The following is a 24,953-nucleotide window of genomic DNA, read 5'->3' as shown; positions in this document are numbered from 1 at the left end:
CGGGGAAGGGGGATTTTGTTGGATCCCGACAGAGGGTCCTGGAACGAAAAAACCCGCCAAAGGGCGGGTTTTCGGGGCTTCCAGAGCATTCGGTGGAATGCAATGGAGCCTAATGTGGTGCGGCACCAGACGAACGGTATGTTTCGGCGAGAGTAGGTTTTTCGGGCATCTGGAGTTCGCTGGAAAATTCGGCGTACCCCAACTAGTAACTATAAACAAATCAGCTAGTTATGGCGTTCGGTGGAATCGAACTCGGGATTTTTTAGATGTCAGCACGTTGTCGGTCTGCAAGTAATTCAGAGCCGCATACGGAATGGTAAACCTCCCGAATTCGAACGTTGTTGATCATCCCCTCCGTCGAGAATAGGTAGGAATCCGCCAAAAGCTGCCGTGGCGACAGGCAGCAGACGGCCAAAAGCGGACAGTGAACCCCCAATCCACTAGTTGATCATCTACTTTCATGAAACCAAACTTCCACGAGGTAGCAGGACTATGGGAACGCGATGGATCGCTCCGGGATATATATGTGCAGAATACCGAAGCTGTGCACTGGGATCGTTTCGATCAACTGCTAAGCCGTTACAAATACTCGTACACTTTTGACGGAGTGGCGGCCCCATTCCCGGGATCACACAGCGTTCTGGGAAATCGCGAAGGTTCTGGCGTCTTGTCGATTTTATTAGACGGCCCGGTTGAAATTTGCTGTCACTTCTTCATTGCCGAGCAGCTGGAGCTCGACATCTCGCCCAAGGAAATTACTGGCCCATCGGAGCATGAGAGAGTGCTGTCATTTGTCGAGAACTTGGCGGAGGCTCTGGAACTCTCTGCACACATTACGCCAGAAAACTCGGAGCAAACGCCGTTTGTGACGTACTTGCCGCAGAGCAAGACGTGGCGCATACACGATGATCCCTATTAGGTGCCAACGTCCGCTTTGGGTCCAGAGTGTGTCAAAACGTACGTCGAGGTGCATCATATCCAGCTAGCAATCTGGGCCAATCGCCGGAACACTCTGACGAACATAATAATTGTCGAATTCACTGCTTTCGATGAATTGGAAGCCATGGCTGGTATAAAAGCGATTCGAAGCGCTTTCTTTGAGAGCACCAACTTTAATAGGGAGCGCAGCCGCATCCGCCTCTTTGAAAATCTGAGTGAGAACAGCAGCCCCTACACCTGATCCTTGCGCGCTCGGTCTCACATACAAGTGGTCGAGCAAGAGTTCATTTTGGTGATGCTTGACCACTACGAAACCAACCCTCTCTCCAGACGCCTCGATGTAGCGTGTGTTGCGAGCTTCAAAACCGCTAAGAAACCGCTCGCGCGCGCGGACTGGATCAAATCGCCCAACACGCTCCAGACTTTCGCGCATGGCCTCAATTCGAATGGCTACAAGATTATCCAAGTCGCTTTGTTGAGCTAGGACCAAAATGATTGGGGAATTTTGATTGGGTGTGACGGGCATATTTTGTGCTCCAACTACCATCCTGGGGAGGCCAGTATAGAGGGCTCCAAAGCCGCAGTGATGATTCGCAGGCCTTGTTTCGCCAATTGCTCAGCTACAACCGTCGTCGCTGCGCTCCGACGGTGCATCAGTGCGTTTTTACACACTCTGGGCCGAAAGCGGCCCTTAGGAAAGGCAGAAATCGGCCAGAAGCAGAGATACTGGTCAGAATCCCGTGAACCCCGCAAACCAAGGTAAAACAGCGCGACTGTTATGCCCTTCGTACTCCGCTTGCCCTCGAAGATCGTTGAGGCATAGAAACAAACTGATCGTGGCTGGAATAGATAGAACGTTTAGCATCCAGAAATAGACATTGGTGGATGCAAACGTCACCAGGGCGACTATGTTAATGACTACCATGCTGATTATTAAAATATTGCATTTGAGGTGCTGACGTCTGGAGGAGGCAAAGCTTTCCCAGTCATAAATCAGCCACTCATGCGAAAAGACTCCGCATTCGGGGCACTTATGGGTTGGCGGCACCCTGATGGGGATGTGGCCACAGCTGGGGCACCGAGCCGTCATAGCGTTATCCATTGTTAGTTGATGTTCCTGATTACGTTTTTGTGCGCACGGCCGATTTCTGCCGATTCTGACCGGCTGCTTCGGGTCGAAAGCCGTCCTTCGGGACGGACTGCTTATGGCCGTTCGCAGCCCTGCTGAAATCGCTCCCCGAGAGGTCTGTCAGCTGGTTGAGTATCTGCCAAATCGTTGATGGTGATTAGCTCTGTGAACTCACTTGCTTCTCTGCTTGTTGTTGCTGCACGATGCCGGTTCAAGAGCAAGGACAGGCCCGATGACCGAGCCCCTCGAACAAGAAAACTCATAGTGAATTCACCACATTACACGGCTAAGGGCGAAGACCTCGGCAACCGCATGATGAAGGTTGACCATGCGGGCGAGCATGGTGCGATCTGTATCTATAGCGGACAGTTGTTTATGGCTCGGCTTTTCATCCCAAGCATGGTGAATGAACTTAAGGAGTTCCTCTCCCACGAGCGCCGTCATCGGGCGGTTTTTCAGGAGGAACTGCAACGCCGCAGTTATCCCCGCTGCCGTAGTTATTGGTTGTGTGGCATCGGCGGTCTGGCGTTGGGTCTAGTTACTGGCATTTGTGGCCGCAAAGCCATTGTCGCTACTACCGTCGCGGTTGAAAGTGTGGTGCTCAAGCACCTGGCTCATCAACTTGATGTGCTGGGCAATATCGATCTCCATGCGGTAGCGGCCATTACTTCGATAGTGGCGGAGGAGCAGCACCACCATGACCACTCAGCAGCGCAGATTGATGTGCGCGATCCCTGGTTCAGGGTATTGGCACCGATGGTGACTGCATGGACTGAGGCTGTAATCTGGATGGGTATGCGTTCTTAGAAAGCTGGGTGTAACTGGCCCGTTTCACTACCGCAATCTTTTTAGACAAACAACTGACCGCTTTTGGCCGTTTTCTGACCTTCGTTTAGAGGTTGAACTGCCAGGATTTTCCTAAGCGATGAGTGAGTAATTGCATGGTCAGCAAATAGTAATAGCGCGTCGATTGAGTGTGCTGGTTTAGGTGGTGATTCAAAAACCACGCAAGGTGTTTTCTCTGCCAAGTCCATGGATTGTCGCGTTGCCAGCGCTCAGCGATCGCTGTTTGGATGGCCTTCGCCTGACGCAAGTGGCGTTGGCGCGTGGTATGCGACCCGGTCAGGACGCCCGCCAGGAACAGATCCATATCGAATGCCGTGCTCATGCGCGACCACCAATGTAAGCGGCCACCACGACGATACGGTTGTGCCCCAGCTCATAGCTGATTTGTACTCGGGCTTCCCGATCGAGACGTCGGTCGAGTTGATAGCAATGGCCACCGTTGATGGGGGCGGGATGGTGGGTGATTTGCTCATAGCGTTCGCAAGCATAGGCTGCACGCAATTCGTGGAAGCCTTTGAGGTTGTACTGATGGAGGATGTCCCGTGCAGGACGGACGATTCCTCGTTGGAAATCGAGGTAGGTTTCGTTCGGTGCAAGTAGGTTGCGGCTACCGTCGGGTGAGACCTGTTCGGCGAATCTCAGCGCCTCGCGAATATGATCATCCGCCCTGATCCAGCGAGGTGCCGAGGCACCTGAGCGGCCCCCCTTGGTGCCATCCTGGATGTTGATCTTGCCGTATTGTTCGGCCTCACGTTTTAAGCGCGGAAGGTCGGCCAAAATGGCCTCACGTAAGCGCATGCCGGTGGCTCGCGCTAATTGAGCGATGGCCGCGGCACGCGGCTGCTGGTGTGCGCAAAGCACCTCTACGACCCTCTTCACATGTTCGCGGTCTTGGCCTTGCGGCACCGAACGACGAACACTGGTGCGCCGCATTCCTAGCGCCTTGCTCGGACTCGGTACTTTCACATACTGATCACCGCGAAGCGCTGCCAGGGTCCGATTGACGCTGGACAATCGGTTTTGCGCAGTGGCGATGGCGAGATCGCTGCGCTCAACCAGGTGACGCAGATGCTCCGCGTAATCCAGCAAGGTCTGCCGATCAATCTGCCGTGCATCATTAATTCCCGGGCCATCCTCCGACCGACACCAGCGCACGAACGTCTGCCAACGATCACTGTGTGCTTTGGCCGTCCCGTAATGCCCACCGCCAAACAGGTCTTTCAGTGCCTGCGGCCCGGCATAGCTCAATTGCCGGCCATAGCCAAAATTACGCCCCTCCCGTCTACCGACCAATCCCATGACCAAACTCCTCTGTAAGCCACACTTGTAAAACCTTCCCCACGTCATCCCGCCAAGAATGTTGAGTGTTATCAGGGATCAAGGCCCCTGCGACCTGTGAGGGTTGTCCACTAGCGCGGGACTGGCGGCTCTTTACGACCGGGAGCCTGGGCATCTCATGATCTGGCCTCCTGAACACTTCCAAGGAAGTGGGCGGGTGGAGGCTGCATTGGCTGACGAGACCAACGCCGCGAGATCTTGAGCCGGGTGAAGGCAGTGATGCGATGACCGGGGCATGCCTGACTGTCAGTCAGGTGCAGTCCATTCCGTGGGCTGCGGCACCATCATCTGCATCGCTGTTGCTGGCGACTTCGGTGTTTGTCACGCCGATTGTCACGAGGGGGAATGCCGCAAAGCCTTGTACGAGTTGGGCTGCAGCAGCGGTAGGAGCGCCCGTCTCTTTCCGGGAGAAAGAGACGGGCGCAGGTTGGCGCAAGGAAATGGCCAAGCGGATAGGTTGCTGCAAGGCAGCTATGAAAGGGGGAAGTTGCCGCAGTGGGCACACTGGTAAAAGTAGGCATCCATCACATCGCTGTGAGCGTGGGAGCCGCCGGACACTAATCGCACTTTGGGAGAACCACCACGGTGTGGCGTAGCCTTAAAGGTTCTGGCTACCTGGGTTGCTGTCAACGACAGCGCTTTGCCCGATCTTTTCTACGCCTGTGGATAATTTGGGTCAAGGCTCGAATTATCGGGAGTTCTGCGGCTGTGGATGAAATTATCCACCGGTGGAAATCAGTGGTTTTCCACAGACAGCTGTATGGGCTTTAGATTTTTTAAGTGAGGTCCATCCAAGCGGGGCGGCTTTGCAGCCCTGCTTGGATGGACCCGCGTGGAAGGCTGGGCTGTGAAGATCTCACCGTCTTGCCAGTGTTGGAATGCGCCACCGTAGTTTTGCAAGGCGATGATGTTGTCGTCGACCGGATCGAATTGGTGAGGCGTCACGTGATCACTGAGTCGCGGTTGAGTCTGTCTCGATAGGCAACTTTTGGAGATGATCATCTTTGTGTGCATGGGATGCTGTTAGAGGCGGTGCAGAAGGGCGTGCTAGGAATTGATTAACGCGAGTATCAAATTGATCGCGAAGGTTGGCTGTAATGCCTTCTTTGAGGGCATCGAGATAGTCTGCATACCACTGCATCATGATCCGACGTTGCGGCAGGTATAGGGCTTGATTGTACTCACCAGAGATACCGCCCTCGACGTGAGCCAGCTGGCTTTCGACATGATCCTTCAGCCAGCCATGTTCGCGCAGCAGCGTGCTTGCGGTATGACGAGTGCCATGGCTGACGAGTCGTCCTTTATAGCCGATCTTGGCGAACACCAGGTTGATCGTGTTTTCACTGATGACTGGCTGCTTTTCACCATTGCCAGGGAATAGATACCGGCTGCGTCCAGTGCTTTGATTCAGTTTGGTAAGCATGGCGATCAATTGATGAGGTAGAGGGCTGACGTAATCTCTGCGCATCTTCATGCGGGCGGCCGGGATGGTCCATATCCCTTCCTCGAAATCGATCTCTTCCCATTTTGCATAGCGAACCATGCCGGGGCGGCTAGCCGTCAGAATTGTCATCCATGATGCAATCCTCGCTGGTAGCCGGCTGGTGGTCTTGCTTAAGGCCCGGAGAAACTCAGGTAGTTCGTGTTCGTGCAGATGTGGGTAGTGTTGAGTGGGCGGTGGGGCTATCGCAATGGCATGGAGTTCGGAGGCTGGATTGTGTTCGCACAGGCCGCGTGCAATGGCTTGACTGAAAATCTGTTTCAGCCAGGTCCGGGTCTTGTCCGCAACATTGAAGGCGCCTCGTTTTTCGATGCAAGCCTGCAGCTTTGCTCAGTCGCTTCGAGTAATGAGCTCCAGTTGCTTCTCGCCGAGAGCGGGCAGTAAATCCTTATCGAGATAGTCGCGGATCTTTTTCAGCGTCGCGCTGCTGCGGCCGGAGTCCGCTTTGAATTGGTACCAGTACTCCGCGGCTCTCCTGAAGGTGTTGAGCCCGGCCTCCTGCTGTCGCAGCTTGTCATCGCGGCGTTTGGTGCCGGGGTTGGTGCCTTGCTTGAGTAGGTTGCGACATTCGACGGCTCGTTCACGAGCTTCCTGCAAGGAGATATGCGGATAAACGCCCAGTGACATGCGCGCCGCTCGACCCTGGTAGGTGTACCGGAAGTGCCAGTACTTGCTGCCGTTGGGTTTCACCAGCAGGGCAAGACCCGAACTATCACTCAAGGTGAACGGTCTGTCGGCAGGCTTGGACGCTTTGATTTGCAAGGCGGTCAATGGCATCGCTGTACACCTCCGGTTCTCGAACTGGAATATGTACAGAAAATGTACCAAAAAGAGGCTAGCTTGCAAGAGATGGGGGTGGCACCCCAGAGACCAAAAAGCCCGCAGTTAGCGGGCTCTAGGGATGTTCTGTAGACGCTGGTAGTCGTCTATGTACTGCAAATGGTGCCCCGAGGGAGACTCGAACTCCCACTCCTTTCGAAAACGGATTTTGAATCCGCCGCGTCTACCGATTCCGCCATCAGGGCTCAATGGCGGCGAAGTCTACAGACGGTATTACCGTTGGTCAATCACCTTTCATGGTCAATTTTGTCTTCTTCCGCTAAACTTCACGGCCCTGCTAGACGAACCCCATCATGCGCGTTGCTGACTTTACCTTCGAACTCCCTGATTCCCTGATCGCTCGCCATCCTTTGGCCGAGCGCCGCAGCAGTCGTTTGTTGACCCTGGACGGGGTTAGCGGCGCGCTGGCACATCGTCATTTCTCTGATTTGCTGGAGCATGTGCGCCCCGGCGATTTGATGGTGTTCAACAATACCCGTGTGATTCCGGCCCGTCTGTTCGGCCAGAAGGCGTCCGGCGGCAAGCTGGAGATTCTGGTTGAGCGGGTTCTGGACACGTATCGCGTGCTGGCCCACGTGCGGTCGAGCAAGTCGCCCAAGCCGGGCTCGACGATCGTGATCGATGGCGGTGGCGAGGCCGAGATGGTGGTGCGCCATGACACGCTGTTCGAGCTGCGTTTCGCCGAACCGGTCTTGCCGTTGCTTGAACGCGTCGGGCATATGCCGCTGCCTCCTTATATAGACCGCCCTGACGACAGCGCCGACCGCGAGCGTTATCAGACGGTCTATGCCGAGCGCGCCGGTGCGGTGGCTGCGCCGACGGCGGGCCTGCATTTCGATCAGCCGCTGCTGGATGCCATCGTTGCCAAAGGCGTCGAGCTGGCGTTCGTGACGTTGCACGTCGGCGCGGGGACGTTTCAGCCGGTGCGCGTCGAGCGTCTGGAAGATCACCACATGCACAACGAGTGGCTGGAAGTCAGCCAGGAAGTCGTCGATGCGGTGGCGGCCTGTCGCGAACGCGGCGGGCGGGTGATTGCCGTGGGCACCACCAGCGTGCGTTCGCTGGAAAGCGCGGCCCGCGACGGCGTGTTGAAGCCGTTCAGCGGCGATACCGATATTTTTATTTTTCCGGGGCGTCCGTTTCATGTGGTCGATGCTCTGGTGACCAACTTTCATCTGCCTGAATCCACGCTGTTGATGCTGGTTTCGGCGTTCGCCGGTTACCCCGAGACCATGGCTGCCTATGCGGCAGCGGTCGAGCATGGCTACCGCTTCTTCAGTTACGGTGATGCGATGTTCATCACCCGCAATCCCGCGCCGACCGCTCCTGCGGCATCGGGCCCAGAGGATCACGCATGACCCGCACCAGTCGTATGTCTTTCGAGTTGTTGGCCACTGACGGCAAGGCGCGTCGTGGTCGTCTGACCTTTCCGCGCGGCGTGGTCGAAACCCCGGCGTTCATGCCGGTGGGCACTTATGGTACGGTCAAGGGCATGCTGCCACGGGACATCGAAGCCACCGGCGCGCAGATGATCCTCGGCAACACGTTCCATTTGTGGCTGCGTCCGGGCACCGAAGTCATCAAGGCTCACGGTGATCTGCACGATTTCATGCAGTGGAGCGGGCCGATTCTGACCGACTCCGGCGGCTTCCAGGTGTTCAGCCTCGGTGCGATGCGCAAGATCAAGGAAGAGGGCGTGACCTTCGCTTCCCCAGTCGATGGCGCCAAGGTGTTCATGGGGCCGGAAGAGTCGATGCAGGTCCAGCGTGACTTGGGCTCGGACATCGTGATGATCTTTGACGAATGCACGCCTTATCCGGCCGATGAAGATGTCGCCCGGGTGTCCATGGAATTGTCCCTGCGCTGGGCCAAGCGCTCGAAGATCGCTCACGGCGAAAGCACCGCAGCGCTGTTCGGTATCGTGCAGGGCGGCATGCATGAAAACCTGCGCATGCGCTCCCTCGAAGGGCTGGATCAGATCGGCTTCGACGGCCTGGCGATTGGCGGTCTGTCGGTGGGCGAACCCAAGCACGAGATGATCAAAGTGCTGGATTATCTGCCCGGCCAGATGCCGCCTGACAAACCTCGTTACCTTATGGGTGTAGGCAAGCCGGAAGATCTGGTGGAGGGTGTGCGCCGCGGAATCGACATGTTCGATTGCGTGATGCCGACCCGCAATGCCCGCAACGGTCATTTGTTCATTGATACAGGTGTGCTGAAGATCCGTAACGCGTTCCATCGTCATGATGATTCGGCGCTGGATCCGACGTGCGATTGCTACACCTGCAAGAACTTCTCCCGTGCTTATCTGCATCATCTGGACAAGTGCGGCGAAATGCTGGGGAGCATGCTCAATACGATCCATAATTTGCGGCATTACCAGCTGCTTATGGCTGGTTTGCGCGAGGCTATTCAACAGGGTACATTGGCCGCCTTTGTCGATGCCTTCTACGCTAAACGCGGCCTTCCCGTGCCGCCTTTGGATTGATTGAACTGAGTTTTTTCAGCTTTTCTTATTAATTTTGCAACTGGAGTGCTAAATGAGCTTTTTCATCTCTTCCGCTTTCGCGGATGCTGCTGCACCGGCCGCAGGCCCTATGGGCGGTGGCTTTGAATGGATTTTCCTGGTCGGTTTCCTGGTCATCTTCTATCTGATGATCTGGCGTCCGCAGGCCAAGCGCGCCAAAGAGCAGAAGAACCTGCTCGGCAACTTGCAGAAGGGCGACGAAGTTGTCACCTCCGGCGGTATCGCTGGCAAGATCAACAAAGTGACCGATGACTTCGTAGTTATCGAAGTGTCCGACACTGTTGAGCTGAAAATTCAGAAGGGCGCTATTGCCGCCACCCTGCCAAAGGGCACCCTGAAAGCGATCTAAGGTTTCAGTCTTTTACCAATCGACGGGGCGCGCAAGGCGCCCCGCGTTATACGGGCGGCGTGATGCTGAACAAATACCCTCTGTGGAAATACGTACTGATCCTGGCGGTGCTGGTGGTCGGTTTTATTTATTCCGCACCCAATCTCTATCCTGATGATGCGGCGATCCAGATCACCGGCGCGAGTACGGCGTTGCAGGTCAATCAGGCTGACCTCGATCGCGTAGGCAAGGCGCTTGCCGATGCAGGTATCGCGGTCAAGGCTTCCTCCCTGGCTGAGAATGGCAAAGGCGGTTTGTTGCGTCTGAGCAAGCAAGAAGACCAGTTGCCGGCCAAGGACGTCGCGCGCAAGGCTTTGGGTGATGACTATGTCGTCGCACTGAACCTGGCCCGAACCACGCCGACATGGCTGCGTCATCTGGGTGCCAGCCCGATGAAGATGGGTCTGGACTTGTCCGGTGGTGTGCACTTCCTGCTGGAAGTCGACATGGACAAGGCGCTCGACGCGCGCATGAAAGTTTATGAAGGCGAAGTGAAAAGCCTGTTGCGCAAGGAAAAATCGCGCTATCGCAGCCTGCCGCAACTCAACGGCGCTATTCAGCTGGGTTTCAGTGATGAAGCCGCTCGCGATGAAGCCCGTACACTGATTCGCAAGAATTTCACCGATTTCGATATCGTCCCGGCCGATCTGAACGGGATTCCCGTGCTGCGTCTGGCGATGACTCCGGCCAAAGTGGCCGAGATTCGCGAATACTCGATCAAGCAGAACTTGACCACCGTGCGTAACCGGGTCAACGAGCTGGGTGTTGCCGAGCCTTTGGTTCAGCGTCAGGGCGCCAACCGCATCGTGGTTGAGCTGCCGGGCGTGCAGGACACTGCAGAAGCCAAGCGTATTCTGGGCAAGACCGCCAACCTTGAGTTCCGTCTGGGCGCGGGTCCTGATGATTCCAAAGCCACTACCGAGATGTTCGAGTTCCGCGAAGGCGGTCGTCCGGCAGCTCCGGTTGAGCGTGGCCTGATCATCACCGGTGACCAGGTGACCGACGCCAAGGCTGGCTTCGACGAGCACGGTCGTCCGCAAGTGAACATCACGCTGGATGGCCATGGTGGCGATCTGATGAGCCGCTCGACGCGCAGCAATGTGGGTCGCAGCATGGCGGTGATCTTCATCGAGCAGAAACCGACCACTACCTACACCAAGCAAACGGTCAACGGCGTAGAGAAAGACGTGCCGGTTCAGACCTTCAAGGAAGAGAAGAAGATCATCAGCCTGGCGACCATTCAGTCGCCGCTGGGCAGTTCGTTCCGGATCACCGGTCTGAACGGCCAGGGTGAAGCTTCTGAGCTGGCGCTGCTGTTGCGTGCCGGTGGTCTGGCTGCACCGATGTACTTCGCAGAAGAGCGCACCATTGGCCCGAGCCTGGGTGCTGACAACATCACCAAGGGCATCGACGCTTCGCTGTGGGGCATGCTGTTCGTCTCGCTGTTCATCATGGCCATCTACCGTTTCTTCGGTCTGATCGCCACGGTTGCCCTGGCGCTGAACATGGTCATGCTGCTGGCCTTGATGTCCTTGCTGGGTGCGACGCTGACCCTGCCGGGTATCGCCGGTATCGTGCTGACCATGGGCATGGCGGTGGACGCCAACGTGCTGATCTTCTCGCGTATTCGTGAGGAGGTTGCCAACGGCATGACGGTGCAGCGGGCGATCAACGAAGGTTTCGATCGCGCCTATACCGCGATTCTCGACGCCAACCTGACCACGCTGCTGGTCGGCGGCATTCTCTTTGCGATGGGCACCGGCCCGGTCAAAGGTTTTGCTGTGACCATGTCGCTCGGCATCTTTACCTCGATGTTCAGTGCCATCATGGTGACCCGCGCAATGGTCAACCTGATCTACGGCGGACGTGACTTCAAGAAGTTGTGGATTTAAGGGGCTGACATGTTACGTACCATTAACTTCATGGGTGTGCGCAATATTGCGTTCGCCGTCACCATGCTCCTTACCGTCCTGGCGTTGTTCAGCTGGGCCACCAAAGGGCTGAACTACGGTCTGGATTTCACCGGCGGTACGCTCATCGAGCTGACCTACGAGCGTCCTGCGGATCTGGGCAAGGTACGTGAAGAACTGGCAACCGCCGGTTATCACGACGCGGTCGTGCAGAGTTTTGGCGCGACCACCGATCTGCTGGTGCGTATGCCCGGCGAAGATCCGCAACTGGGTACTCAGGTAGCCGATGCGCTGCGCAAGTCGGGCGCCGATAACCCGGCGACCGTCAAGCGTGTCGAATTTGTCGGCCCGCAGGTCGGTGAAGAGCTGCGCGACCAGGGCGGTCTCGGCATGCTCATGGCGCTGGGCGGCGTATTGATCTACCTGGCGTTTCGCTTCCAGTGGAAGTTCGCCGTAGGTGCAATCATCTCGCTGATCCACGACGTGGTCGTGACCATGGGTATCCTGTCGTTCTTCCAGATCACCTTCGACCTCACGGTGTTGGCGGCGGTGCTGGCGATCATAGGTTACTCGCTGAACGACACCATCGTCGTCTTCGACCGGGTCCGGGAAAACTTCCGTCTGTTGCGTAAGGCTTCGTTGATCGAAAACATCAACATCTCTACTACGCAAACCCTGCTGCGTACGATTGCGACCTCGGTTTCGACCTTGCTGGCGATCGTTGCACTGTGGGTATTTGGTGGCGACAGCCTGCACGGTTTCTCGGTGGCGCTGTTCATTGGCGTATTGGCGGGTACCTACTCGTCGATCTATATCGCCAACGTGGTGCTGATCTGGCTGAACCTGTCCTCGGAGGATCTGATTCCTCCAGTGGTCGCCGAGAAGGTGGACGACCGTCCATAACGCGACGCGTTCACACCAATGACCTGAAAGGCGCGAGTTTTGAACTCGCGCCTTTTTTTGTGCTCCAAGGTTTGGGTCTGTAAACCGCCACGCGGCTCGCGCTGAACGGGCAGTAGACCCAAGTCGCGCAGGTCACTGCGCTTGAGATGGTCAGGAGGTTCACGTGAACAAATCGTTGCTTGTTGGTGCTGTGCTGGGTGCTGCCGTAGTTACTGCCGGCGGTGCTGTTGCCACCTACAGCCTCGTTAAAAGCGGCCCTGAATATGCTGAAGTTTTGGCAGTCGAACCTGTCAAACAGCAAATCAAGACGCCGCGTGAAGTGTGCAAGGATGTAGCCGTGACACGTCAGGCGCCGGTCAAGGACCAGCACCAGATCGTCGGCAGCGTTATCGGTGCGGTTGCCGGTGGTTTGCTGGGCAATCAGGTCGGCGGCGGTAACGGCAAGAAGCTTGCGACGGTCGCTGGCGCGGTCGGTGGCGGATATGCCGGTAACAAGGTTCAGGAAGGCATGCAGAACCGCGATACCTACACCACGACGCAGACTCGCTGCAACACGGTCAATGACATCAGCGACAAGGTTGTGGGTTATGACGTGAAGTACAAGCTGAACGACAAGATTGGTCAGGTGCGTATGGAGCGCGATCCGGGCAACCAGATTCCAGTCAACAAGGAAGGTCAATTGGTTCTGGGTCAGCAGTAGTTTTTTATCCCAGGCGTAAAAAAACCGGCCAAGGCCGGTTTTTTTATTGCGCCGAGACTTAGCGCTTCAGCGATGCAGGCAAGTGCGGTGCGATGGAGGTCAGCACGGCCTTGAAGCATTTGGTGTTGCCAGCAACGATGTGGCCTTTTTCCAGGAAGTCGTGACCGCCTGTGAAGTCGCTGACCAAACCGCCTGCTTCCTGAATCAGCAGGGCGCCTGCAGCCATGTCCCATTCGGACAGGCCCGATTCCCAGAACGCATCGAAACGACCGGCGGCCACGTAGGCCAGGTCCAGGCTTGCAGCGCCTGCGCGACGGATGCCAGCAGTCTGGCCTACCAGGCTGCGGAACATGCCCAGGTAGTTTTCCAGGTTATCCATCTGGTTGTCACGGAACGGGAAACCGGTGCCGAGCAGGGCGCCTTCAAGGCTGGTGCGCGGGCTGACGCGCATGCGGCGACCGTTGAGTTGCGCGCCGCCGCCGGCACTTGCGGTGAACTCTTCCTGGCGAACCGGATCGAGAACCACTGCGTGAGCCAGACGGCCCTTGTGTTTGCAGGCGATGCTGACGGCAAAGTGCGGTACGCCGCGAATGAAGTTGGTGGTGCCGTCCAGCGGATCGATGATCCACAGGTAGTCGGCGCCTTCGCCGGAGCCTTCATGCAGGCCGCTTTCTTCACCAAGGATGCCGTGAGTCGGATAAGCCTTGCGCAAGGCGGTCACGATCAGTTGCTCGGCAGCACGATCGATTTCGGTGACGTAATCTTTCGCACCTTTTTCATCGACCTTGATGGTATCCAGGCGCTCGATGGAGCGGAAAATCAATTCGCTGGCGCTGCGGGCGGCGCGCAGCGCGATATTCAGCATGGGCTGCATGGACGTTTCACCTGGGTCGTTAAAGAAAGCCGAACATTCTATGGCGTAAGGCGAAATATTTCCAGCGCCGTGTTGTCGCGTGAGGCTAAAGCCGGGTTCGTTGGAGCGAGGCTTGCCCGCGAATCAGGCGCCTCGGAGGATCTGGCCCACCGCGTTATCGTTCTTCGCGGGCAAGCCTCGCTCCAACGCCGCGAGACTTAACGCCGCACGCCTTCATAGCGTTAAGCGGGGGGCTTCTGTAAGATTTGCTCCCCATTCTTCTGTCTGTGAGCGCTTGCCTTGCTGCAAAACATTCGTGTTGTCCTGGTCGGTACCAGTCATCCCGGCAATATCGGAGGGGCTGCTCGCGCCATGAAAAACATGGGGCTTTCGCGCCTGGTGCTTGTGGATCCGCTGGTCTTTCCCCATCACGAGGCCGACGCCCGGGCTTCCGGTGCGAGCGACATCCTCGAAAACGCCCAGGTGGTTGCGACCCTTGAAGATGCGCTGGTGGGCTGCAATCTGGTATTGGGCACCAGCGCCCGCGATCGGCGCATCCCGTGGCCGCTGCTCGATCCGCGTGAGTCTGGCGTGATGGCCGCCGAGCAGGCCGGGCAGGGCGCCGAGGTGGCGCTGGTGTTTGGTCGTGAATACGCCGGCCTGACCAACGAAGAACTCCAGCGATGTCACTATCACGTGCATATCCCATCCGACCCAGAATTCAGCTCGCTGAACCTGGCGGCGGCAGTTCAGGTGCTGAGTTACGAGGTGCGCATGTCTTGGCTGGCGGCTCAAGGGCAGCCGACCAAGACTGAAAAAGTCGAAGTGACCTCGGTGCGCAGTGCTGATCTGGCGACCATGGACGAAATGGAAGGTTTTTACGGGCACCTCGAAGCCACGCTGGTAGCGATTGGCTTCCTGGATCCGGAAAAGCCACGGCATTTGATGGCTCGGCTGCGCCGCTTGTACGGTCGCAGCGATGTGAATCGCTCGGAGCTGAGCATTCTGCGCGGGATCCTCACGGAGACCCAGAAGTCAGCCCGCGGTGAACCCTATAAGCGGAAGGATCAATGATGTTCGAACGTCTGCGAGAAGATATTCAAAGTGTGTTCCATCGGGATCCGGCGGCGCGCAATGCCTTTGAAGTGCTGACCTGCTATCCCGGCATGCACGCGATCTGGCTGCATCGTCTGGCCCATATTCTGTGGTTGCAGGGCCTGAAGTGGCCGGCGCGGGTAGTGTCGAATTTCGGTCGCTGGATGACCGGTATCGAAATCCATCCCGGCGCCAAGGTCGGTCGACGGTTTTTCATCGATCACGGCATGGGTATCGTGATTGGCGAGACCGCCGAGATCGGCAATGACGTCACGCTGTATCAGGGCGTGACGCTCGGCGGCACCAGTTGGAATGCCGGCAAGCGCCATCCAACCCTCGAAGACGGGGTCGTGGTCGGTGCCGGCGCCAAAGTACTCGGGCCTTTCACGGTCGGGGCGGGTGCGAAGATCGGCTCCAATGCGGTGGTGACCAAGGCGGTGCCAGCTGGCGCGACGGCGGTGGGTATTCCGGGGCGCATTATCATCAAGTCCGATGATGACGTGCAGGCAAAGCGCAAGGCAATTGCCGAGAAGTTGGGTTTCGATGCCTATGGCGTCAGTGAAGACATGCCCGATCCGGTGGCGCGAGCCATTGGCCAGTTGCTCGATCACTTACAGGCCGTGGATGTTCGCCTGGAAGGCATGTGCGATGCGCTTAAGGGCCTGGGCAGCGATTATTGCGCCAAGGAGCTTCCTGAGCTGCGTGACGAGGTCTTCGACTGCGTCAAGGATAAGAGCGAAAGCAAGGTCGGTTGATGCCGGGCGTGTCATACGCCCCAGCGTTTGCTATGATGCGGCCGCAGTTTTGCAGGTATTCCCGACTAAATTGCTTGGTCTTATAGTTGACTTAAACAGTCGGGAATAGCATACTCGATTTTATCCAGAACCTCTGCGGTACACGCCATGCGACTGACTACGAAAGGCCGATACGCTGTAACTGCCATGCTCGATCTGGCATTACATGCGCAGCACGGGCCAGTGTCACTGGCCGATATCTCTGAGCGACAAGGCATTTCCCTGTCCTACCTCGAGCAACTTTTCGCCAAGCTGCGTCGTAGCAGTCTGGTGTCGAGCGTGCGGGGGCCGGGCGGTGGTTATCAGCTATCCCGCAGCATGCAAAGCATCCAGGTCTCCCAGGTGATCGATGCCGTCAACGAGTCTGTTGATGCAACACGTTGCCAGGGGCTGGGCGATTGCCATGCCGGTGATACCTGTCTGACCCACCATCTGTGGTGTGACCTCAGCCAGCAGATTCACGAATTTCTAAGCGGTATCAGCCTGGCCGACCTTGTTACTCGCCGTGAGGTTCAAGAAGTCGCCCAGCGCCAGGATCTGCGTCGTTCCAATACCAAGACGCATTACCTGGATAAGATTGAAACGTCCGCCGTCGAATGAACGCAGATGAATGAGCGGTGCGCCTGCCTGATAGGAGAGCTTCAATGAAATTGCCGATTTACCTTGATTACTCCGCGACGACCCCGGTCGATCCGCGAGTTGCGCAGAAAATGATCGAATGCCTTACCGTCGAAGGAAACTTCGGCAACCCGGCTTCGCGTTCCCACGTGTTTGGCTGGAAAGCCGAAGAAGCGGTGGAGAATGCGCGTCGTCAGGTCGCTGATCTGGTTAACGCCGATCCACGCGAAATCGTCTGGACCTCCGGTGCGACCGAGTCCGACAACCTGGCAATCAAGGGCGTGGCGCACTTCTACGCCAGCAAGGGCAAACACATCATCACCAACAAGATCGAGCACAAGGCTGTGCTCGATACGACGCGTCAACTTGAGCGTGAAGGTTTTGAAGTCACCTACATCGAGCCCGGCGAAGACGGTCTGGTCACTCCGGCGATGGTTGAAGCGGCTCTGCGCGACGACACCATTCTGGTTTCGATCATGCACGTGAACAACGAAATCGGCACCATCAACGACATCGCGGCGATCGGCGAACTGACCCGTTCGCGCGGCGTGCTGTTCCACGTTGATGCGGCGCAGTCCACCGGCAAAATCGAAATCGACCTGGCCAACCTCAAGGTTGATCTGATGTCCTTTTCGGCGCACAAGACTTACGGCCCCAAAGGCATCGGTGCCCTCTACGTGAGCCGCAAACCGCGCGTTCGCCTGGAAGCGGCCATGCACGGCGGCGGTCACGAGCGCGGCATGCGTTCCGGCACGCTGGCAACCCACCAGATCGTTGGCATGGGTGAAGCGTTCCACGTTGCCAAGCAGGACATGGCTGCCGAATACGCTCACGTCAAAGCCTTGAGCGAGCGTTTCTACAGGCAGGTCGAAAATCTGGAAGAGCTGTACATCAACGGCAGCATGATCTCCCGTGTACCGCACAACCTGAACCTGAGCTTCAACTATGTCGAAGGCGAGTCGCTGATCATGGCGCTCAAGGACCTGGCGGTTTCGTCCGGTTCGGCCTGTACCTCGGCGTCGCTTGAGCCGTCGTACGTGCTGCGCGCCCTTGGTCGTAATGACGAGCTGGCCCATAGCTCGATACGCTTCACCTTCGGTCGCTTCACTACCGAAGAAGAAATCGATTATGCGGCGCAGAAGGTCTGCGAAGCGGTCACCAAGCTGCGCGCACTTTCGCCGCTCTGGGACATGTACAAAGACGGTGTCGACATCTCCAAGATCGAGTGGGCGGCGCATTAATTTAAAGTCGCCTCCCAAGCGAGTCATGCGCAACAACCGTGCGCATGACATGCAGAGCGACTCCCTGATGAGAGGAATAGCACCATGGCTTACAGCGAAAAGGTCATCGACCACTACGAGAACCCGCGCAACGTCGGCAAGATGAACGCGGAAGATCCTGATGTTGGCACCGGCATGGTCGGCGCTCCGGCTTGCGGCGACGTAATGCGCCTGCAAATCAAGGTCAACGATCAAGGCATCATTGAAGATGCCAAGTTCAAGACCTACGGCTGCGGTTCGGCGATTGCTTCCAGCTCTCTGGCGACCGAGTGGATGAAAGGCAAGACTCTGGATGAAGCAGAGACCATCAAGAACACTCAGCTGGCTGAAGAACTGGCCTTGCCGCCGGTGAAAATCCACTGCTCCGTACTCGCTGAAGACGCCATCAAGGCCGCCGTTCGCGACTACCGGCAGAAGAAAGGCCTGCTGTAAGCAGCGGTCCTTTTCTAAAGAAGCTTGCGACAAGCAACTGCGTTGCAATAAGGAGTCCCGATGACTATCAGCATGACAGAAGCCGCCGCTAAACACGTACGACGCTCCCTCGACGGGCGCGGCAAAGGTGATGGCGTTCGTCTGGGTGTTCGCACCACAGGTTGTTCCGGTCTCGCCTATGTGCTCGAGTTCGTCGACGAGGCGAACACTGAAGATACCGTGTACGAATTGCACGGCGTCAAGGTGATTATTGACCCGAAAAGCCTGGTCTACCTTGATGGCACCGAGCTCGATTTCGTCAAGGAAGGGTTGAACGAAGGCTTCAAGTTCAACAACCCCAACTCGCGCGGTGAATGTGGCTGCGGCGAAAGCTTCAACATCTGAGGCTTATCGTGGGTACTCCTTGTCATTACGCCTTGTTCGAGCTCAAGCCGAGCTTTCGCCTGGATCTCGATCAGCTGGCCACGCGTTATCGCGAGCTGGCCAGGGCCGTGCATCCAGACCGCTTTGCTGACGCTTCCGAGCGTGAGCAGCGTCTTGCGCTGGAACATTCCGCCAGCCTCAACGAAGCCTATCAGACGCTCAAGAACGCCCCGAAACGGGCGCGTTATCTCTTGGCGATGCGTGGCGATGAGGTTCCGCTGGAAGTGACCGTGCACGATCCCGAGTTTCTTCTGCAGCAGATGCAATGGCGCGAAGAACTTGAGGATCTGCAGGACGAAGCTGACCTGGCGGGAGTTGCCGTCTTCAAGCGACGCCTCAAGGTTGCGCAGGAAGAACTGAACGAAAGCTTCGCTGCCTGTTGGGACGACGCTGCGCAACGCGATGAAGCCGAACGGCTGATGCGGCGCATGCAGTTCCTCGACAAGCTCTCTTACGAAGTGCGCCAGCTTGAAGAGCGCCTCGACGATTAACCCCGTGCTGCTCCTGGCCGCACGCCTGTGATTATTCAGATAAAGCATGGCCTTACTGCAGATCGCCGAACCCGGCCAAAGTCCTCAACCGCACCAGCGTCGTCTGGCTGTGGGTATCGACCTGGGCACCACCAATTCGCTGGTCGCTGCATTGCGCAGCGGTCTCTCCGAACCGCTGGCTGACGCGCAAGGGCAGGTCATTCTGCCGTCCGCCGTGCGCTATCACGCCGACCGCGTCGAAGTCGGTCAGGCTGCCAAAGCCGCCGCTGCTGCCGACCCTTTCAATACCGTGCTTTCGGTCAAGCGCCTGATGGGGCGCGGTCTGGCGGACGTCAAGCAGCTGGGCGAGCAATTGCCTTACCGCTTCGTCGGCGGCGAGTCGCACATGCCGTTCATCGAAACCATTCAGGGCCCGAAAAGCCCGGTCGAAGTCTCTGCTGACATCCTCAAGGTGTTGCGTGAGCGGGCCGAGCTGGCCTTGGGCGGCGAACTGGTAGGCGCAGTGATCACCGTTCCGGCTTATTTCGATGACGCTCAGCGCCAGGCCACCAAAGACGCCGCCAAACTGGCTGGCCTCAATGTGCTGCGCCTGCTCAACGAGCCAACCGCCGCAGCCGTGGCTTATGGTCTGGATCAGAACGCCGAAGGCGTGGTTGCCATCTACGACCTGGGCGGCGGCACCTTTGATATTTCGATTCTGCGTCTGACGGGCGGCGTCTTCGAAGTGCTGGCCACCGGCGGCGACACCGCGCTGGGGGGCGATGACTTCGATCACGCAATCGCCAGCTGGATCGTCGCTGAAGCCGGTTTGTCGGCGGATCTCGATCCGTCTACCCAGCGCAGCCTGTTGCAAGCGGCCTGTGCTGCAAAAGAAGCGCTCACTGATGTCGCCAGTGCTGATGTTGCCTACGGCGACTGGAGCGGCGTGCTGACTCGCGAGGCCTTCGATGCGCTGATCGAGCCGATGCTGGCGCGCAGCCTCAAAGCCTGCCGCCGTGCAGTGCGTGATGCCAATATCGAGCTGGACGAAGTCGAAGCGGTGGTCATGGTTGGCGGTTCGACCCGCGTTCCTCGTGTTCGTCAGGCAGTGGCCGAACTGTTCGGTCGCCAGCCATTGACCGAAATCGATCCGGATCAAGTGGTCGCCATTGGCGCGGCGATCCAGGCCGATACCCTGGCTGGCAACAAGCGCGACGGCGAAGAATTGCTGCTGCTCGATGTGATTCCGCTCTCATTGGGGCTGGAAACCATGGGCGGGCTGATGGAAAAAGTGATTCCGCGCAACACGACTATTCCGGTAGCGCGGGCGCAGGACTTCACGACCTACAAGGATGGCCAGTCGGCGATGATGATTCACGTGCTGCAAGGCGAGCGTGAACTGATCAGCGACTGTCGTTCCCTGGCGCGCTTCGAGCTTCGCGGCATTCCGGCGATGGTTGCCGGGGCTGCGAAAATCCGTGTCACCTTCCAGGTCGATGCTGATGGTCTGCTCAGCGTGGCTGCGCGTGAACTGGGCTCGGGCGTCGAGTCGAGTATCCAGGTCAAGCCTTCCTACGGCCTTACCGATGGCGAAATTGCCCGGATGCTCAAGGAATCGTTCCAACACGCCAGTGACGACAAGGTCGCCCGGGTGCTGCGCGAACAGCAGGTTGACGCGCAGCGTCTGGTCGAGGCCGTCGAGGCCGCGCTGGACGTGGATGGCGAACGCTTGCTGGACGCTGAAGAACGCATGGTCATCGACCTGCAACTGCAGGAATTACGTGAATTGATGCAAGGCACCGATGGCTCTGCCATCGAGCAGCAGACCAAGCGTCTGTCGCAAGTGACTGATGCATTTGCAGCCCGACGCATGGATTTGACGGTCAAAGCCGCGCTGTCGGGGCGCAATCTGAATGAAATCGAGGAATAACTGATGCCGCAGATCATTTTTCTGCCTCACGCAGTACTGTGCCCGGAAGGTCTGGTTGTTGAGGCGGCACCCGGCACCTCCATTCTCGAACTGGCTCATGAGCACCACATCGAGATCGAAAGCGCCTGCGGCGGCGTTTGCGCCTGCACCACTTGTCACTGCGTTATCCGCGAGGGTTTCAACTCGCTGGAAGAGGCTGATGAGCTGGAGGAAGATATGCTCGATAAGGCCTGGGGGCTGGAGCCACAATCGCGTCTTTCCTGTCAGGCAATCGTCGGCACTGAAGACCTGACGGTCGAGATCCCGAAATATTCGCTTAACCATGCAGCCGAAGCGCCGCACTGACAAGGAGCTGTCATGAGTCTTAAATGGGTTGATGTGCTGGAAATCGCTATCCAGCTCGCGGAAAGCAAGCCGGATGTCGATCCGCGCTATGTCAATTTTGTTGAGCTGCAGCGCTGGGTTATAGCCCTGCCTGAGTTCAGCGATGATCCGACGCGTGGCGGCGAGAAGGTCCTTGAAGCCATTCAGGCTGCCTGGATCGAAGAAGCTGACTAAGCTCTGTCACTCACGCAGTTAGGCAATCCCCCGGAACCCGCGTATAATTCGCGGGTTTAATTTTTCGCTTTAATCATTGTTTCTGGAGTTTCACCATGGCTGTTCAACGTACTTTCTCGATCATCAAGCCTGACGCCGTTGCTAAAAACGTAATCGGCGAAATCACCACTCGCTTTGAAAAAGCCGGCCTGCGCGTTGTTGCTTCGAAACTGAAGCAACTGTCCAAAGCCGAAGCTGAAGGTTTCTACGCTGAGCACAGCGCTCGCGGTTTCTTCGGCGACCTGGTGTCGTTCATGATCTCCGGCCCTGTTGTTGTTCAGGTTCTGGAAGGCGAAGACGCCATTGCCAAAAACCGCGAGCTGATGGGCGCTACCAACCCTAAAGAAGCTGCTGCCGGTACTATCCGCGCTGATTTCGCTGATTCCATCGACGCCAACGCTGTTCACGGTTCCGATTCCGAAGCAGCCGCTGCTCGCGAAATCTCGTACTTCTTCGCAGCTACCGAAGTAACCACTCGCTAAGTCCTGCTGACTAACGAGTGAAGGGTGAATTCATGATTGCATCGACTGGCAAAACAAACCTGTTGGGTCTGACTCAACTGGAAATGGAAAAATTCTTCGATTCGATCGGGGAGAAGCGCTTCCGTGCCGGTCAGGTCATGAAGTGGATTCACCACTTTGGCGTCGATGATTTCGACGCCATGACGAACGTCAGCAAGGCCCTGCGCGAAAAGCTCAAGGCTTGTGCCGAAGTTCGTGGCCCTGAAGTCGTCAGCGAGGACATCTCCACCGATGGCACCCGTAAATGGGTGGTACGTGTCGAGTCCGGCAGCTGCGTCGAAACGGTCTACATCCCCCAGGGCAAACGCGGCACCTTGTGTGTTTCGTCCCAGGCGGGTTGTGCGCTGGATTGCAGTTTCTGCTCTACCGGCAAACAAGGCTTCAACAGCAACCTCACCGCCGCCGAAGTCATCGGTCAGGTGTGGATTGCCAACAAATCCTTTGGCAGCGTCCCGGCTACCGTCGACCGTGCCATCACCAACGTGGTGATGATGGGCATGGGTGAGCCGCTGCTGAACTTCGATAATGTCATTGCTGCCATGCATCTGATGATGGATGACCTGGGCTATGGCATTTCCAAACGCCGGGTGACGTTGTCTACCTCCGGCGTGGTACCGATGATCGACGAGCTGGCCAAGCACATCGACGTCTCCCTGGCCTTGTCGCTGCACGCGCCCAATGACGCGCTGCGCAACCAGTTGGTGCCGATCAACAAGAAATACCCGCTGAAAATGCTGCTCGAATCCTGCCAGCGCTACATGAAGACCCTGGGTGAGAAGCGCGTGCTGACCATCGAGTACACCATGCTCAAGGACATCAACGACAAGGTCGAGCATGCGGTCGAGATGATCGAGCTGCTCAAGGACACGCCTTGCAAGATCAACTTGATCCCGTTCAACCCGTTTCCGCATTCGGGTTACGAGCGTCCGAGCAATAACGCGATCCGTCGTTTCCAGGATCAGTTGCATCAGGCCGGCTACAACGTCACTGTGCGCACCACCCGTGGCGAAGATATCGATGCGGCCTGTGGTCAGTTGGTCGGGCAGGTCATGGATCGGACTCGTCGCAGCGAGCGTTACATCGCTGTGCGTGAGTTGAGTGCCGAAGCCGATCTGGCCCAAAGCGCCGCGACTCGAACCTGATCGCAATCTTGACCGAGAGAACCTCAATGTCCGTGCGTGCCGCGCTGCTGCTCTGTTTCGTGACGATGCTGGCGGGCTGCGTCTCGTCGGGCAATATCGACCCGATGAGCACCGGCAAGGGCCGCAATGAGGCTCGTCAGGCGTATGTGCAGCTGGGTCTGGGTTATTTGCAGCAAGGCCAGACCGAACGGGCCAAGGTGCCGTTGAAGAAAGCGCTGGACCTGGACAGTTCCGATGCCGACGCCAATGCCGCGCTGGCCCTGGTTTTTCAGGTTGAAATGGAAACGGAACTGGCGGATCAGCACTTTCGCAAGGCCTTGTCCTCGCGCAAGGGCGATGCCCGGATCCTCAACAACTACGGCAGTTTTCTCTATGAGCAGGGCCGTTACAAAGAGGCCTACGCACGCTTTGAAGAAGCGGCTGCAGATTCGCTTTACCCGGAACGCTCTCGAGTATTCGAAAGCCTGGGCCTGACGGCGGTAAAGCTGGGCGACCGTGAAGCGGCGCTGAATTATTTCACCAAGGCCTTGCGCCTAGACCGCCAACTGCCACGATCATTGCTGGAAATGGCTGAGTTGTCTTACGAAGACAGGCATTATGTGCCCTCGCGCGACTATTACGACCGTTTTAGCCAACTGAGTGAGCAAAATGCACGTAGTCTATTGCTCGGTACGCGATTGGCAAAAGTCTATGACGATCGCAACAAGGCAGCCAGTTTCGGGCTGCAACTCAAAAGACTCTATCCCGGTACGCCGGAATATCAGCAATACCTGTCGGAGCAATGATGAAAGCGGTGCATCCCGAAGTTGTAGCAGCCACTCGCGTTAATCCTGGTGAAACACTGCGTCAGGCCCGTGAGAATAAGAACTGGTCGCTGCCAGATGTCGCCTTGAGGTTGAACCTCACTGTAACGTCTCTCGGCAACCTTGAGGCTGGCGACTTCGACAAGCTGCCCGGGCACACCTTTGCCCGTGGTTATGTGCGCGCCTACGCCAAACTGCTGGAGCTGGATCAGACCGCGCTGGTCAACCAGTTCGATCAGTACACCGGCACCGACGGCAAGGGCTCGGCTGTTCATGCGCTGGGTCGCATCGAAGAGCCGGTTCGGCTCTCACACAATATCTTGCGCATCGTCAGCTTGCTGTTGCTGGTGGTGCTGGTGGGTGGTGGTTTCCTCTGGTGGCAGGATCAGGCTTCCCAGCGTGGCAAGGATCCGGTCAGCATGACCCCTGAACATGTTGAAGTCGAAAGTGCCGACGGCACGACGCAGATTCATCCGCTGGACGAGCCTGAAGATCAGGCCGTGACCGAATCATTGGGCAGCAATCAGTCGTCATTGCCGTTGAACACCGGTACGCCGGCGACGGAAGCGCCTTCGTTGGCACCCGCTCCTGTTGCGCCTTCCACCTCGGCAAACGTTCCGGCACATACACCGAATACGCCGTCTGTTCCGGCGCGTGGTACGCCAGCCGTTCCAGGCACGCCGGCAACTGCGCCAGCCGTGACGGAAGCAGCGCCCGAAGTTCCGGCCGGTGCCGGTCAGGTTGCCATTCAATTTGCAGCCGATTGCTGGACACAAGTCACCGAAGCGGGCGGCAAGGTTCTTTTCAGCGGCCTGAAGCGCAAAGGCGACAGCCTCAACGTCAACGGCAAGCCGCCTTTGAGTCTGCTTCTGGGTAATCCACCCGGTGTTACGGTCAACTACAATGGTCAGCCGGTCGATCTGTCGTCGTTCACCAACGGCAGAACCGCACGTCTGAAGCTGGGGCAATAAGTC

General features: G+C 57.5%; 28 protein-coding genes and 1 tRNA gene. 22 read left to right on the top strand and 7 right to left on the bottom strand.

Features of this window, described 5'->3' with window-relative positions:
• Positions 1-526 precede the first annotated feature (526 nt).
• Positions 527-919, top strand: coding sequence for a hypothetical protein (locus AFK24_RS21625; protein ID WP_139110556.1), 393 nt, complete (start codon positions 527-529; stop codon positions 917-919).
• A 63-nt stretch (positions 920-982) separates the two neighbouring features.
• Here AFK24_RS21625 and AFK24_RS21620 read toward each other — a convergent pair whose 3' ends face one another.
• On the bottom strand, positions 983-1,465 hold the full coding sequence (locus tag AFK24_RS21620; RefSeq protein WP_065835164.1) for a GNAT family N-acetyltransferase: 483 nt from the start codon (positions 1,463-1,465) through the stop codon (positions 983-985).
• A gap of 867 nt (positions 1,466-2,332) precedes the next feature.
• Between AFK24_RS21620 and AFK24_RS21610 the strand changes: the two genes are divergently transcribed.
• Complete coding sequence (locus AFK24_RS21610; RefSeq protein WP_240500424.1) at positions 2,333-2,875, top strand: 3-demethoxyubiquinol 3-hydroxylase; 543 nt, start codon at positions 2,333-2,335, stop codon at positions 2,873-2,875.
• Positions 2,876-2,960: 85 nt separating this feature from the next.
• Here the strand turns inward: AFK24_RS21610 and AFK24_RS21605 are convergent, their stop codons facing one another.
• From AFK24_RS21605 to AFK24_RS21590, 5 genes are all read right to left on the bottom strand, one after another.
• A complete protein-coding gene (locus AFK24_RS21605) occupies positions 2,961-3,236 on the bottom strand; it encodes a hypothetical protein (protein WP_065835162.1) in 276 nt (91 codons plus the stop codon).
• Entirely contained in the window at positions 3,233-4,213 is a 981-nt protein-coding gene (locus AFK24_RS21600; RefSeq protein WP_065835161.1) for an integrase domain-containing protein, read from the bottom strand. Before AFK24_RS21600 ends, AFK24_RS21605 begins: the two co-directional genes overlap by 4 nt.
• Positions 4,214-5,201: 988 nt before the next feature.
• Positions 5,202-6,065 (bottom strand): tyrosine-type recombinase/integrase, encoded by an 864-nt coding sequence (locus AFK24_RS31640; protein WP_430962172.1) that lies wholly within the window; start codon positions 6,063-6,065, stop codon positions 5,202-5,204.
• An 18-nt stretch (positions 6,066-6,083) separates the two neighbouring features.
• A complete protein-coding gene (locus AFK24_RS31635; RefSeq protein WP_240500423.1) occupies positions 6,084-6,530 on the bottom strand; it encodes a tyrosine-type recombinase/integrase in 447 nt (148 codons plus the stop codon).
• 163 nt (positions 6,531-6,693) lie between these two features.
• Positions 6,694-6,778: transfer RNA gene (locus AFK24_RS21590), tRNA-Leu, on the bottom strand.
• 108 nt (positions 6,779-6,886) lie between these two features.
• Here AFK24_RS21590 and queA point away from each other — a divergent pair.
• From queA to AFK24_RS21560, 6 genes are all read left to right on the top strand, one after another.
• Entirely contained in the window at positions 6,887-7,951 is a 1,065-nt protein-coding gene (gene queA, locus AFK24_RS21585) for a tRNA preQ1(34) S-adenosylmethionine ribosyltransferase-isomerase QueA (RefSeq protein WP_065835160.1), read from the top strand.
• A gap of 14 nt (positions 7,952-7,965) precedes the next feature.
• On the top strand, positions 7,966-9,081 hold the full coding sequence (tgt, locus tag AFK24_RS21580) for a tRNA guanosine(34) transglycosylase Tgt (RefSeq protein ID WP_139110557.1): 1,116 nt from the start codon (positions 7,966-7,968) through the stop codon (positions 9,079-9,081).
• A 52-nt stretch (positions 9,082-9,133) separates the two neighbouring features.
• Positions 9,134-9,469 carry a preprotein translocase subunit YajC gene (gene yajC, locus AFK24_RS21575; protein ID WP_020292183.1) on the top strand — a complete coding sequence of 112 codons (336 nt, stop codon included), beginning with the start codon at positions 9,134-9,136 and terminating at the stop codon, positions 9,467-9,469.
• A 62-nt stretch (positions 9,470-9,531) separates the two neighbouring features.
• A complete protein-coding gene (gene secD, locus AFK24_RS21570; RefSeq protein WP_065835158.1) occupies positions 9,532-11,400 on the top strand; it encodes a protein translocase subunit SecD in 1,869 nt (622 codons plus the stop codon).
• Positions 11,401-11,409: 9 nt separating this feature from the next.
• The gene (secF, locus tag AFK24_RS21565; protein WP_020292185.1) at positions 11,410-12,321 is read left to right on the top strand and encodes a protein translocase subunit SecF; all 912 of its coding nucleotides are present in this window, start codon (positions 11,410-11,412) and stop codon (positions 12,319-12,321) included.
• Between the two features lie 163 nt (positions 12,322-12,484).
• Positions 12,485-13,021: a glycine zipper 2TM domain-containing protein gene (locus AFK24_RS21560; RefSeq protein WP_065835157.1), complete on the top strand. Its 537-nt coding sequence runs from the start codon at positions 12,485-12,487 to the stop codon at positions 13,019-13,021.
• A 58-nt stretch (positions 13,022-13,079) separates the two neighbouring features.
• Here the strand turns inward: AFK24_RS21560 and suhB are convergent, their stop codons facing one another.
• A complete protein-coding gene (gene suhB, locus AFK24_RS21555; RefSeq protein WP_020292187.1) occupies positions 13,080-13,895 on the bottom strand; it encodes a type III secretion system regulator SuhB in 816 nt (271 codons plus the stop codon).
• 279 nt (positions 13,896-14,174) lie between these two features.
• Between suhB and trmJ the strand changes: the two genes are divergently transcribed.
• From trmJ to AFK24_RS21485, 14 genes are all read left to right on the top strand, one after another.
• Positions 14,175-14,948: a tRNA (cytosine(32)/uridine(32)-2'-O)-methyltransferase TrmJ gene (gene trmJ, locus AFK24_RS21550; protein ID WP_065835156.1), complete on the top strand. Its 774-nt coding sequence runs from the start codon at positions 14,175-14,177 to the stop codon at positions 14,946-14,948.
• Positions 14,948-15,724, top strand: coding sequence for a serine O-acetyltransferase (gene cysE, locus AFK24_RS21545; protein ID WP_065835155.1), 777 nt, complete (start codon positions 14,948-14,950; stop codon positions 15,722-15,724). Before trmJ ends, cysE begins: the two co-directional genes overlap by 1 nt.
• A 147-nt stretch (positions 15,725-15,871) precedes the next feature.
• On the top strand, positions 15,872-16,363 hold the full coding sequence (gene iscR / locus AFK24_RS21540) for a Fe-S cluster assembly transcriptional regulator IscR (RefSeq protein WP_065835154.1): 492 nt from the start codon (positions 15,872-15,874) through the stop codon (positions 16,361-16,363).
• A 44-nt stretch (positions 16,364-16,407) separates the two neighbouring features.
• Positions 16,408-17,622, top strand: coding sequence for an IscS subfamily cysteine desulfurase (locus tag AFK24_RS21535; protein ID WP_065835153.1), 1,215 nt, complete (start codon positions 16,408-16,410; stop codon positions 17,620-17,622).
• Positions 17,623-17,706: 84 nt separating this feature from the next.
• The gene (gene iscU / locus AFK24_RS21530) at positions 17,707-18,093 is read left to right on the top strand and encodes a Fe-S cluster assembly scaffold IscU (protein WP_020292192.1); all 387 of its coding nucleotides are present in this window, start codon (positions 17,707-17,709) and stop codon (positions 18,091-18,093) included.
• A gap of 60 nt (positions 18,094-18,153) precedes the next feature.
• On the top strand, positions 18,154-18,477 hold the full coding sequence (gene iscA, locus AFK24_RS21525; protein ID WP_020292193.1) for an iron-sulfur cluster assembly protein IscA: 324 nt from the start codon (positions 18,154-18,156) through the stop codon (positions 18,475-18,477).
• Positions 18,478-18,485: 8 nt separating this feature from the next.
• On the top strand, positions 18,486-19,007 hold the full coding sequence (gene hscB, locus AFK24_RS21520; protein WP_020292194.1) for a co-chaperone HscB: 522 nt from the start codon (positions 18,486-18,488) through the stop codon (positions 19,005-19,007).
• A gap of 46 nt (positions 19,008-19,053) precedes the next feature.
• Positions 19,054-20,916: a Fe-S protein assembly chaperone HscA gene (gene hscA / locus AFK24_RS21515; protein WP_065835152.1), complete on the top strand. Its 1,863-nt coding sequence runs from the start codon at positions 19,054-19,056 to the stop codon at positions 20,914-20,916.
• Positions 20,917-20,919: 3 nt separating this feature from the next.
• On the top strand, positions 20,920-21,261 hold the full coding sequence (gene fdx / locus AFK24_RS21510; RefSeq protein ID WP_065835151.1) for an ISC system 2Fe-2S type ferredoxin: 342 nt from the start codon (positions 20,920-20,922) through the stop codon (positions 21,259-21,261).
• A 12-nt stretch (positions 21,262-21,273) separates the two neighbouring features.
• A complete protein-coding gene (gene iscX, locus AFK24_RS21505; protein ID WP_065835150.1) occupies positions 21,274-21,474 on the top strand; it encodes a Fe-S cluster assembly protein IscX in 201 nt (66 codons plus the stop codon).
• 95 nt (positions 21,475-21,569) lie between these two features.
• Positions 21,570-21,995: a nucleoside-diphosphate kinase gene (gene ndk / locus AFK24_RS21500; protein WP_065835149.1), complete on the top strand. Its 426-nt coding sequence runs from the start codon at positions 21,570-21,572 to the stop codon at positions 21,993-21,995.
• A 32-nt stretch (positions 21,996-22,027) separates the two neighbouring features.
• Positions 22,028-23,176, top strand: coding sequence for a 23S rRNA (adenine(2503)-C(2))-methyltransferase RlmN (gene rlmN / locus AFK24_RS21495; protein WP_065835148.1), 1,149 nt, complete (start codon positions 22,028-22,030; stop codon positions 23,174-23,176).
• A 26-nt stretch (positions 23,177-23,202) separates the two neighbouring features.
• Positions 23,203-23,961 carry a type IV pilus biogenesis/stability protein PilW gene (gene pilW, locus AFK24_RS21490; RefSeq protein ID WP_065835147.1) on the top strand — a complete coding sequence of 253 codons (759 nt, stop codon included), beginning with the start codon at positions 23,203-23,205 and terminating at the stop codon, positions 23,959-23,961.
• The gene (locus AFK24_RS21485) at positions 23,961-24,950 is read left to right on the top strand and encodes a RodZ domain-containing protein (protein ID WP_065835146.1); all 990 of its coding nucleotides are present in this window, start codon (positions 23,961-23,963) and stop codon (positions 24,948-24,950) included. Before pilW ends, AFK24_RS21485 begins: the two co-directional genes overlap by 1 nt.
• The last annotated feature ends 3 nt before the right edge of the window (positions 24,951-24,953 follow it).

The organism is Pseudomonas syringae (genome assembly GCF_001698815.1).
In the GTDB taxonomy this organism is placed as follows: Bacteria; Pseudomonadota; Gammaproteobacteria; order Pseudomonadales; family Pseudomonadaceae; genus Aquipseudomonas; species Aquipseudomonas syringae_A.
This window is presented reverse-complemented; position numbering and strand designations above follow the sequence as displayed.